Origin of the sequence: Maribacter sp. 4G9, from assembly GCF_002742265.1 — a bacterium.
Taxonomy (GTDB): Bacteria; Bacteroidota; Bacteroidia; order Flavobacteriales; family Flavobacteriaceae; genus Maribacter.
In genome coordinates this window covers 18806-30992 of sequence record NZ_MDGL01000175.1, presented here as the reverse complement: position 1 = coordinate 30992, position 12187 = coordinate 18806, and the positions used below count along the sequence as shown (strand labels likewise).

At 43.4% G+C, this 12187-nt stretch carries 6 protein-coding genes; 2 read left to right on the top strand and 4 right to left on the bottom strand.

Annotated features, from left to right (window positions below; genetic code table 11):
- Window positions 1-221 precede the first annotated feature (221 nt).
- The 3 genes from BFP75_RS18215 to BFP75_RS18205 form a co-directional block, all read right to left on the bottom strand.
- The gene (locus BFP75_RS18215) at window positions 222-1817 is read right to left on the bottom strand and encodes a M1 family metallopeptidase (RefSeq protein ID WP_099546773.1); all 1596 of its coding nucleotides are present in this window, start codon (window positions 1815-1817) and stop codon (window positions 222-224) included.
- 137 nt (window positions 1818-1954) lie between these two features.
- Complete coding sequence (locus BFP75_RS18210) at window positions 1955-2887, bottom strand: PorP/SprF family type IX secretion system membrane protein (protein ID WP_099546772.1); 933 nt, start codon at window positions 2885-2887, stop codon at window positions 1955-1957.
- 3 nt (window positions 2888-2890) lie between these two features.
- Entirely contained in the window at window positions 2891-9715 is a 6825-nt protein-coding gene (locus BFP75_RS18205) for a BspA family leucine-rich repeat surface protein (RefSeq protein WP_099546771.1), read from the bottom strand.
- A gap of 315 nt (window positions 9716-10030) precedes the next feature.
- Between BFP75_RS18205 and BFP75_RS22465 the strand changes: the two genes are divergently transcribed.
- Entirely contained in the window at window positions 10031-10282 is a 252-nt protein-coding gene (locus BFP75_RS22465) for a hypothetical protein (protein ID WP_240531828.1), read from the top strand.
- A gap of 27 nt (window positions 10283-10309) precedes the next feature.
- Window positions 10310-10885, top strand: coding sequence for a YihY/virulence factor BrkB family protein (locus tag BFP75_RS18200; RefSeq protein WP_240531827.1), 576 nt, complete (start codon window positions 10310-10312; stop codon window positions 10883-10885).
- Here the strand turns inward: BFP75_RS18200 and argH are convergent.
- On the bottom strand, window positions 10882-12162 hold the full coding sequence (gene argH, locus BFP75_RS18195; protein ID WP_099546770.1) for an argininosuccinate lyase: 1281 nt from the start codon (window positions 12160-12162) through the stop codon (window positions 10882-10884). The two genes, BFP75_RS18200 and argH, sit on opposite strands and share 4 nt — an antisense overlap.
- Window positions 12163-12187: the final 25 nt, after the last annotated feature.

Sequence of the window (12187 nt, the reverse complement as noted above, 5' to 3'; positions counted from 1 at the left end):
CTTGACCAAAAGTCCCTCAAGTTCAACAACACGGTCGGCCAAACGACGGTTCGCACGCTCAAGATTCTCCAAACGAACCAATAACTCCGATATGAACTTATCCTTTTCGATAACCGAAAGATCCGATAATCTTTCGTAGGATCCAAATGAATTGACAACTTTATCAGCACTGATTAGTTACGATTAACTTAATACTTCTGAAAATTTATTTTAGAACCCAATTACAATTTTTCTTCAAACAATAACCAAGTATTAGGATCTATGGTAAGTAATTTAGGAGCTTCTTTCATGGGTATTTCGAAAATGGTCTTTTTGCCTTTAACATCTAAAGTAAAAGTTTTTTCTATATCGTCCCCTACGCGTATTTCCAAAGGGAAGGAAAAAGTAAAGTGGTCCTGCACTTGCTCAACATCCACAAAGAGTTTGTTTTTCTCATAATGCCAAGAGCATTTAATCTCCGGATATCCCTTGGTAAATATCCATTGTTGAAAAAAGGTATCTAGGTTTTTTCCCGAAACCTCTTCCATGATAGCCTTGAAATCTTCGGTCAAGGCATTGGAGTTTTGATATTTTTTATAATATGCCACAATGCCTTCCCAAAACAGTGTGTCCCCTAATTCACGCCTGAGCATATTAAGAACCCAGCCACCTTTTTGGTAGGTGTTCACACTCAATACTTTCAACGGGTCCTTAATGCTGGGGTCCACAATGGGTGATGGATTCTTCTTGTAATAATCGATGATCTGATTCCGATCTAAAATCAGTTCCTCTTTTCTTTTTTCATCACCGTAAACACGCTCTTGGTACAAAATGGCGAAGTAGGTTGCAAAACCTTCGCTAAGCCATACATGGTTCCAATCCTTTTCCGAAGCGGAATTTCCAAACCATTGATGCGCTATCTCATGGGCAATGAGGCCCTCAACCTCATTTTTGCCGTTCACGGAATTCTCAAAATAGGCAATGGTTCCTGCATTTTCCAAACCTCCCCACTGGGTCTTCGCCTGCATGTTCGCGAGTTTGGCATAGGAGTACGGACCTATTTGTTCAATAAAATATCGGAGGACTTTCGTGGCAACACCGTAATCCGAAAAGCCCTCCAGCCGATTCTCAGGATAAACCCATGCCGTAACCGGAATATCATAGACTTCTCCCAACAATCTACTGGCAAATCTTGTGACCCCAATGGTTACCACCTTCATGGCAACGGGTGCAGGCTCGCTGTAAATGGTCAATTTGTTTCCATCATTAAGATAGCTTTCCTCTATTTTTTCGCCCGTTGCTACCACATCATAATGGTCCGGGGCGGTTATCCTAAATTCAACGGATGCCTTGTCGTACGGATGATCAACGGAAGACAACCAATGTCTGGCCAAATTGGGCCAGTTGTCACCAAAGAAGGAACGTTGGCCAAACTTGGTAGTGTCTATCACCAAGCCTCTTTCAGGTATGCCCTGATAGTTTACCGTATATACCTGCGATAAGGGCATGGATTGATTAGGGGTGATGGTAATTTTATTGTTTTCAAAAACATAGTCCGCAGGTTTTCCTGCTTCGGAAACATTCGAAATTTTCATTCCGTACTTGCCCGAATATCCTACAAGGTCCAATTGAAAGGGAACCGCTTCATTTTCAAAATCCACATGGATTTCCGCCTCGCCTGCAATAACATTGGTAGTATCGTTTAGCTGTAAATTGAATATATATTTCTTTATATCGACCGATTCATTTCTAGGGTAGGTGTCCTGGGATCGTAGGGAATGGGCCGATAAAAAACATAGGGCTAGAAGGCAAACGGTTTTACGAATAGACTTTTTCATGAATATAATAGGCGCTAAAATAAGGGCCTAAGATAGAATATATATCCATTTTATCCATTGGGTTGTGGACACTGATGACCAAAATTCATGTAATTGGAAACGATGTAGGTGTCTGTACAATGAACAAAGTAGGGCTATTAATCCCTATGATACCCTTGGCCAAAAAGATAGCTTACCACAATACCATGGGTATTTCCAAGCGGATTATCATTAAAGGCCAAGTTGTAGTTGTATATCGCCCTTATATTTTTTAAGAGATAGACCCCGGCCAACAAATTGATGGACGAATTGGTTCGGTAGCCGGTGCCCAGTTCAAACCTGTTTTTATAGCTCATGGCCACGTTAAAATCTAATTGAAAAGGAGCTCCGTTTTCATACTTGGCCAGCACATTGGGTTTGATCATGATTTCCTCAAAAATGTTCGAATAAAATCGGTAGCCAAAATATCCGTAATAGGCATTGGAGAGATCTAGATTATCATCCGTAGCCAAGGTATCCCCCAAGATATTCGGTGCCGAAAAGCCTAAGTGAAAATCGGCCAGGTTCAACAAGATTCCCAAACCTATGGTAGGTATGGAAGCATTGATGTTCTGGGCAAAATTTGGATCACCCACAATGCCCAAGTCCAATAGATTGTCCTGGTATTGTTGTATCCCCCCGGTAATGGCAAAAGAGAGGGAGTTGGGGGTGTAAACCTGCCAATACGGCCTGTTTTTCTTCGTATCGAAGAATATTTTGTACGAATAGGTCGCGAACGCATTGGTGGAGGTCGTTACGCCAATCTCATCGCGAATGAACCCTGCCCCCAATCCTACTTTTCCTCGATTCAAAGGGGTGTGCAAGCTTAATGCAAAGCTTCGGGGACTTCCTTCAACCTGGTTAAAAAAACCAGTGTTGCTTATGGATATTTCCGTACTTGGGGCCAGTCCGGCATATGCCGTGTTTATCAGGTAGGGATTGTAGTTATATTCGGCGAACAAAGGGGTCTGTTGTGCCCACATGTTGTTACCGCCAAGCTGAAATATGTAAAGTATCGCCAATAAAGCGAATCGGTATATTGTTTTGTTCATGTATTATCTCTTTAAGACTAAAAACCCTTGTAATTTATTGAGGTTGTGCTCTCCAGTAACCTGAATGTTAAAGAAATAGGTTCCACTTGGGAGGTTACTGGCCCCGAGCTGGGTTTTCCTGTTGGCAGTACCATTAAATACATTGGACTGGTTATCATATCCCTCGATTTGGAATACAAGATCTCCCCAACGGTTATAAATGGAAACGGTATTATCCGGATGTAATTCTATACCGTCAATGGTCCAATAGTCATTTATTCCATCTCCATTGGGTGAAAAACCGTAGAGGGTATCATCTTGGTTGATGGTCGTGAACCTAAATTCCGAACATCCTATGGCATCGCCCAAGAAATTATATGGGGTAATCGTGACATAGTATCTGGTATCCTCCATCAATCTTTCGGTAAACGAATAGGATGTAAGGATGCTTACATCTTCATTATTGACAACATCTGTACCACCGGAAGTGGTGCCAACGCTGAGTCGGTATCCATCCGCAGTAGGCGATGCCTCCCAAGTTAACGTTACATCAACGGGAACATTGATATCTCCATCGCTCGGAGTTAGTAGTGATGTACAATCTGGGATGGTGGGCAGGGTTTCCGTGGTAAAACTTTCTTCGGAACATCCCATTGCCGTTCCATCGGAATTATAAGGGACAATGGTCACAAAAATTAAGGTAGCTTCGGGCAGGTCCGTCGCCAGATCATACATGCTTACGTTCCCCACGTCGATAGTGTCCAAAATATCGTTTCCACCCGATGAGGTCCCCAATGTTACGTAATACCCATCGGCGTTTGCAACGGGAGTCCATGAAATATCCGTGGATAGTATAACATCGGTAGCGTTGTTCAACGGGCTGCTGAGTTCGGTACAATTTGGAACATTTAATACGGTTTCGGTAGTGAAACTTTCCTCTGTGCATCCTGTTGCGTTTCCAACGGCATTGTAGGGAATTATTGTGACAAAAATAGCGGTTTCTTCGGGCAGGTCCGTCGCCAAATCGTACATGCTTACGTTCCCCACATCCACAGTGTCCAATATATCATTTCCTCCGGAAGAAGTCCCTATGGTCAGGTAATATCCATTGGCACCGGAAACGGCATTCCATGAAATATTGGTGGACAGGATGACATCTGTAGCGTTATTCATCGGAGCTGTCATATTGGTGCAGTTGGGGGCGGTGGGTAAGGTTTCCGTAACAAAACTTTCCTCCAAGCAGCCCACCGCGTTACCGACGGCATTATAGGGAACGATGGTCACAAAGATTGTGGTGGCTTCGGGCAAATCTGTCGCCAGATCATACATACTTATGTTCCCCACGTCGATAGTGTCCAAAATATCGTTTCCACCCGATGTTGTGCCTATGGTCAGGTAATACCCATCGGCATTTGAAACGGCATTCCATGAAATATTGGTGGACAGGATGACATCGGTCGCGTTGTTCATCGGAGCCGTTAAACTGGTGCAATTGGGTACGGTAGGTAAGGTTTCCGTAACGAAACTTTCTTCGGTACAAGAGGCAGCGCTACCAAAACTATTGTACGGAACAACGGTTACGAAAATGGTCGTATTTTCCGGTAAATCATTGGGCAGGTCGTACATTGTAACGTTCCCCACGTCCATTGAATTTAAAATGTCGCTCGCTCCTAATGCCGAACCTACTGAAAGATAATATCCATCCGTATTAGCGGAAGCGTTCCAACTAATATTCGTATCCAAAGCTACATTCGCTTCCCCATTCAAAGGGGATGAAAGCGAGGTACAAAGGGGTGGGTTGTTCAGTGTTGATGTACCGGTCCTAAAGTTTTCCTCAGCGCAACCAAGGGCATCTCCAACTTCATTGTACGGTATAATGGTCACATAGTGCGTTCTGTTGGCCTGTAAAGCCTGTGCGAATGCATAGTTGGTGGTATTTCCAACGTCTATGCCATTGGCGATTTCAATACCGCCTTGCGTTATGCCCACATTTACGATATAACCTGTTGCTCCGCTTACCATATTCCAAGTAAGGTCCGTATCAATGGGTACATTAGTGGACCCAGATAGAGGACTCGTAAGATTTGTACATATCGGAGGTACGGGTATCAACTCCGTACGGAAGCTTTCCTCCGTACATCCCAATGTATCGCCCTGTTCATTATAGGGTACAATGGTTATGTAGATATCGGTATCCTCGGGTAGATCGGCTGCCAGGTCATAGTTAGCGGCATTTCCAACATCAATATTATTCAAGATTTCATTGCCGCCGGAACTGGTGCCAATGGTCAATCGGTATCCATCCGCATTGGAAACGGGAGTCCAGGTAAGATCGGTATCCACGGGTACATCCAAGGCCCCGTTCAAGGGCGCCGTCAATTGGGTGCATTCCGGTAGTGTAGGCGGGTTGCTTGCTATGGTAAAACTTTCTTCCAAACATCCGGTCGCACTTCCCGTATCGTTGGTAGGAACTATGGTCACATACACCGTTTCACCTCCTGTAAATTCGCTTGGGAATTCATAGGTTGTGGCGTTGACTACGACTTCATTGTTCAAGATATCATTACCTCCCGGGGTAGTGCCTACGGTCAAATGGTATTCACGTGCGTATAGTACCGGCTCCCAATTTAGGTTCGTGTTGACCGGTACGTCTACAGCACCGTTCAATGGGGCAACCAGTTGGGTACATTCCGGTATGGGGCAATCCAGAACATCTTGAAAGAAAGACCATCCATAATTATCTGTCATGGATTGTCTTTCCTCAAGGGCATCACAATAAAGCAAGCCCTGGGCACCGAGTGATAGGCCGGGTGTAAGGTTCTGCTCGGACCAGGCTATTAGGGTGTTGTCATAGTTTATTCGGGTCAAGGCCGTATTGTTGAGCATATTGGTCACGTTGTTGACATTGCCCATTGCCCAATCCCCTAAATACTGATCAAATGCCGATGCGTTTTCAAACATGGCTTGCATGGAAACGCTTCCAAGGTCCCATTGGTCCATAGGTTGGTTAAAAGCCGATGCATTTCTGAACATAAAATTCATATTCCCCGCGCCGGAAACACGCCACGTGTTTATATTCTGGTCAAAGGCCGATGCATTTTCGAACATACTTTGCATGGTAGTGACCCTGCGCACGTTCCAATTGTCCAAAGGTTGGTTAAATGCCGTAGCCCCATTCAACATGGATTGCATGGTGGTGACCGATGCTACGTTCCAGGCATTGATGGGTTGGTTGAAGGAGGTGGCATTTTGAAACATGGCCTCCATGGTCGTCACGAAGGAAGTGTTCCAAGCCTCTAAATTTTGGTTAAAGGCCAATGCGCCCCTGAACATTTCACGTGCATTCAAAAGTTCACCCGTATTCCAATCTGCCAATGGTTGGTCAAAAACTAGAGCATCCCTGAACATGGCTTCCATATTGGTAACGGAACCTACGTTCCAATTGCCAATTGCACCGTTAAAAACGGAAGCATTTTCAAACATGGAATTCATCAAGGTAACCGAAGAGACATCCCAACTGTTCAAGGGTTGGTTGAACAGCGCCGCACTCTCGAACATAGAAGCCATATTGGCCACGGCACTCACGTTCCAAGAATCCAAAGGTTGGTTAAAAACGGAGGCCGATTGGAACATGGATTGCATGTTCACAACGGAATTTACGTCCCAATTTCCCAATGGCTGGTTAAAAGCGCCCGCCAATTGGAACATACTACGCATATTGGTAACATTGGTAACGTTCCAAGTATTGATGTTCTGGTCAAAGACCTGTGCATCGTAGAACATGGACTGCATGTTCGTAACCTCTGTCACGTTCCAACTATTCAAAGGCTGGTCAAAATTATCCGTATCCCTAAACATATAGCTCATGTCCAGAACATTGGATACGTCCCAGCTATTGATATTTTGATTAAAAGCGGTACTTCTACGGAACATGGCCTGCATGTTGGTAACATTGCTTACGTTCCAATTATCCAAGGGTTGGTTAAAGGCCATATCAAACACAAAGCCATCGAACATTTGGTTCATATCCGTTACATTGCCTACGTCCCAGGAATTAAGCGGTTGATTGAACAATTCTGCCCTTTCGAACATAGATGACATATTGGTGACATTGCTTACATCCCAGTTATCTATATTTTGATTGAATATCGATGCCTGACGGAACATATCGGCCATATTGGTGACATTGCTTACATCCCAAGTGTTCAAGGGTTGGCCGAACGAGGTTGCCACCAAAAACATGGCGCTCATATTTGTCACGTTACTTACGTCCCAGTTGTTCAAAGGTTGGTTAAAATCAGTAGCACCAAGGAAAACCCCGTACATATCGGTCACATTGCTTACGTCCCAGTTTTCAATGTTTCCATTGAACAAATAACATGAACCGAACATACTTCTCATACTGGCCACGTTTGACAGATCTGGAACATCGGTTGCGTTATATTCCATGTTTTCACATCCATAAAAGGCAAGTTCCATGGATTCCCAAGGTTGCGTTCCCCATTGATCAATGGAGATCAGTTTTATACTATCTGAATTAGAGTAGTAATGAAGGGGTGCCGGAAAAGTGCCTATAATGGAAACTGTATAGATACCAGGTGTAAGATAGGTGTGCGTAATAGTTCCTGTAACATTATTGTTGTATTGTCCATCACCCCAGTCGATGGAATAATCATATACTAAATAGCCTGGATACCCTGTATTTGCCTCTATTCTTAACTGATTGGCCGGTGTACTCTTATAGTCCGTCAAGGTGGTATTGTAGGTCAGTTTAAAGGCAGCCGGACTATTGACCCAACTTTCCACTACGGTAAACGTAATGGGAGAACATCCCACGGCATCACCTTCGTCGTTAAACGGAATAACCAAAACAGAAACCTCGTCTCCGGGCGTAAATTCATTAGTGAAATCGACCCCTACGATATTCGCTGCCAAGGTTTGGTTGTAAACTTCTATAGGACCTAAGCCTGCATCCCTAGTTACCGTTACCCGATACCCAGTGGCATTGGGGACCGGATTCCAACGTACATCACTATTGGCAGGTACTTGGGTGTCGCCTGCGGACGGCATTGTAATATCCGCGCAAAGTACGAAGGTACAGTTTATGGAGTCCCCTGTAATGTTCCAATTATGAGTATCCATCAATTCCTGTCTGGCATCACGGCCATCGCAATAGGTGAGGTTTGTAGCTCCAAGGCTTACATTTGATTGAACCGTTTGGGCTGCCCATCCGATCAAGGTGTTGTCATAATTTGTCTGGGACAATCCAGAATTGGATAGCATAAGGTCCATATTGGATACATTGCCAATAGGCCACATGCCAATATTATGATCAAATGTGGTAGCTTCCTCAAACATTCTGCCCATATTGGTTACATTGGCCGTATTCCAATTGGATAGGGGTTGGTTAAATATCAATGCTCCCCGGAACATACCGTTCATATTGGTAACGTTATCCACCATCCAGGAATTCAAGGGTTGGTCAAAGGCCAATGCCCCCAAAAACATATTGTTCATCAGTGTTACATTGCTAACGTCCCAGCTATTCAAAGGCTGATTGAATAGTGGGGCATTTTGGAACATTTCACTCATATCCGTAACAGAGCCTACATCCCAGCTACCAATAGGTTGATTGAACATATGGGCACCATTGAACATTCCTTTCATATTGGTGACATTGTTAACGACCCATCCGGTTATATCCTGATTGAAGTTGTCCGTATCCCGGAACATATAGCTCATATTGGTCACATTGCTCACGTCCCAACTGTCCAAGGGTTGGTTGAATGTAACGTTCCAAATCCATCCATCGAACATGCCCGCCATATTGGTTACATTGCTCACGTCCCAATTGTTGAGGGGTTGGTTAAAAGTTCTGTGCCTATAGAACATGTTGCTCATGTTGGTTACATTGCTCACGTTCCAACTTTCAATAGGATGGTTGAACTGCCCTTGGGCGAACATACCGGACATGTTGGTCACATTGATTACATTCCAGTTTCCAATAGGTTGGTTAAATCCAGAACTATAGAACATATTGGACATATCGGTTACATTGCTTACGTTCCAGTTGTTCAAGGGACGATTGAAGTTGCCAGTAGCTTGGAAGGTTCCGGCCATATTGGTAACCTGGCTTACGTCCCAATTATTGATGTTTTGGTTAAAATTACCCGCACCGGAAAACATACCTACCATGGTAGTGACGGAGGCCACGTTCCAATTGTCCAATGGTTCGTTATAGGCATTGGCACCATTAAATGTGTTGGACATGTCCGTTACGGAAATCGTATTCCAAGCATCTAACGGTCTATTGAAAATAGAGGCTCCTTGGAATAATCCCCTCATGGTAGTTACATTGCTTACATCCCAATTGTTCATGATACCATTAAAGCTGTGGCAATTTCTAAAGGTTTGGGCCATGTTTGTCACTTGGGACAAGTCTGGCGAATTGATGGCATCAAAGTTCAAATTTTCGCACCCCATAAATGCATTTTCGAACGTTTGCCATTGAATGTTTCCCCAGTCCAGTATTTCAATGATTTTTAGTAGGTCCCCAGTGGCATTGAAATATATGGCCGGAAAAGTACCGGTAATGCTAATGGTATAATTTCCTGTAGCTGCGTAGGTATGGGTTATATTGCCAGTAACACCGGTATCCGTATTTCCATCGCCCCAGTCGATATCATAATTGTAGGTGGTATACGCTGGATTTGTAGGTATGGTAACTTCGTTTGCTGCGGAAGATCCACTACTGGTATTGTTCGTATTCCAAATGGAAGTAAAGGATTGCGAGTTGGCTTTTATACCGATTAGAAATAGTATGAAAAGTGGGAAGAACTTCTTGAACATAATTCGACATTATAATGTTAGCTGAAAACGTTCTCAACTTGGAATTATTTTAGGGAGGAATAAAAATGATGTGAGTTGCCCATTATCAGATGTAAAGGGAGATTAACTGGCAATTTTAAAGGGTTTTCGGGTTTTGGGATAGTAAAATTGCGATATGGGTCAAGGAAGTTGAAAAGTACAATTTACCTTCAAAAAGATGGAACACGGATAGCGAAAAATCGACGTGAACCTAAAATATTATCGATAGCGGGAAGAGGGTGGGTTCATGTAAATAAAAGATAAAATAGGCCATCTGATAACCTCAAATAGGAAATAATGAAGTTTATTATAAAACAGTTTCCAAAATTATTATGGGCGACTTTTAATGCATGGCTTGAAAAGGAGCCCTTTAAAATAAGTGCCGTAATAGCCTACTATGCAATTCTCTCTTTACCAGGACTTTTGATCATGATACTAGAGATCGTAGGTTCCCTTTGGGGAAAGGAAATCGTACGCGGGGAATTGTTTTCTGAGATATCCTCTGCCATGGGGCCCGAAACGGCGCAGTCCATTCAGGGAATATTGTAGAATACCGGTAGTGAAAACACTTCTACATTGGCGACAATTCTAGGGGTCTCTGTACTTGTATACGGTGCTACAGGTGTTTTTTATCAAATGCAGAATGCCTTAAATGAGATATGGGGCGTTACTCCCAATTACTCCAATGAACTGTTGGCGACCATTTTTGGTAGGTTGAAAAGCTTTGGATTTATTTTGATCTTTGGATTTCTGTTACTGATAAGCTTTGTAATTACATCCTTACTATCGGCATTTTCCAGGCAATTGTCAAGCTTATTGTCCACACGGGTAGTAGGCTGGACCTTTGTAATGGATATTCTATTATCATTGGTTTTTATTTACTTCCTGTTCGCCGCCATGTTCAAATTTTTGCCAAGCAAAGCCGTCAAATGGAACGCTGTAAAAATTGGCGCTGCTCTTACGGCATTGTTGTTTTTATTGGGTAAGTATGCCTTGGCCTTTTATTTTGGTAAAGCGGAACCCGGTTCTACCTATGGTGCCGCCGGTTCCATTATTTTAGTGATGCTTTGGGTTTCCTACTCCAGTTTGATCGTAACTTTTGGAGCGCAGTTTACCAAAATTTATTCGGATAGGTTCGTTACTTTAAACTAACCTATTTTATTCATTTTTGATTTGATTTCTGCCAGGCAGAGATGGCCTAAACTCCCTTCATGGGTGTGCGAAATATCCCGCTTAGGCGAAAAGGTACCCTCCTGAATTTCTTGTCCCATTTTTTTATATGCATCCCTAAATGGCATCCCATTTTGGACCAACTCGTTCAAAGTATCCACACTGAACAGGTAATCGTATTTTTCATCCTCCAGGATAGTGTCGTTCACTTGAATTTTCGACAAGCTGAACGTTAGGATCTCCAAACACGCTTTCATATCCTGGATGGCCGGCATAATGATTTCCTTTACCAATTGCAAATCCCTATGGTAGCCACTGGGCAGGTTGTTGATGACCAAAGTCAACTGATTGGGAACGGCCTGTAATTTGTTACATTTTCCACGTACTAACTCAAATACATCCGGATTTTTTTTGTGCGGCATAATACTGCTTCCCGTGGTCAATTCGTCTGGAAAAAAAATAAAATTGAAGTTTTGGCTCATATATAGGCAAATGTCCATGGCCATTTTGGAAAGGGTGGCCGCAATACTAGCCATCCCGAATGCGGTTGCCTTTTCAACCTTGCCACGTCCCATTTGAGCCGCCACAACATTATATTTTAAAGTCTCAAAGCCCATTTCCTTGGTGGTAAAGCTTCGGTCTATGGGAAAGGAACTTCCGTATCCCGCGGCACTCCCCAACGGATTTTGGTCGGCTACTTTATAGGCTGCTTCTATAAAATAAAGATCATCGATTAAGCTTTCGGCATAGGCGGAAAACCATAGTCCGAACGACGAGGGCATCGCTATCTGTAAGTGTGTATATCCAGGGAGCAAGACGTCCTTATACGTATCGGCCTTTTCCAATAAAAGGTCGAACAATGCTTTGGTCATCGATTTTATTTCCGATAGCTCATCCTTTAGGTATAAGTGCATGGCTACCAAAACCTGGTCGTTCCTAGACCTTGCGGTGTGGATTTTCTTGCCGGTATCGCCCAAGCTTAATGTTAACATGTATTCTATTTTGGAGTGCATGTCTTCAAAGGAAGGTTCAATGGTGAAGGTTCCGCGCTCGATTCTGGAGGCTATTGCATCCAGTTCCTTAACTAGCTCCTGGGTTTCCTTCTGGGTCAAAAGGCCTATTTTTCCTAGCATTTTGGCATGTGCCTTGGAGGCGATCACATCATATTTTGCGAGTTGTAAGTCCAGTTCCCTGTCGTTTCCAACGGTGAATTGGTCTATTTTTTTGTCCGTGCTAAATCCTTTGTCCCAGAGCTTCATTTACTAGTTTTTAGTTATAAGTTGA

Bases quoted from the DNA above. Each gene is read 5' to 3' on its own strand.
- BFP75_RS18215 (WP_099546773.1), bottom strand. From the start codon at position 1,817: ATGAAAAAGTCTATTCGTAAAACCGTTTGCCTTCTAGCCCTATGTTTT.
- BFP75_RS22465 (WP_240531828.1), top strand. From the start codon at position 10,031: ATGAAGTTTATTATAAAACAGTTTCCAAAATTATTATGGGCGACTTTT.
- BFP75_RS18205 (WP_099546771.1), bottom strand. From the start codon at position 9,715: ATGTTCAAGAAGTTCTTCCCACTTTTCATACTATTTCTAATCGGTATA.
- argH (WP_099546770.1), bottom strand. From the start codon at position 12,162: ATGAAGCTCTGGGACAAAGGATTTAGCACGGACAAAAAAATAGACCAA.
- BFP75_RS18210 (WP_099546772.1), bottom strand. From the start codon at position 2,887: ATGAACAAAACAATATACCGATTCGCTTTATTGGCGATACTTTACATA.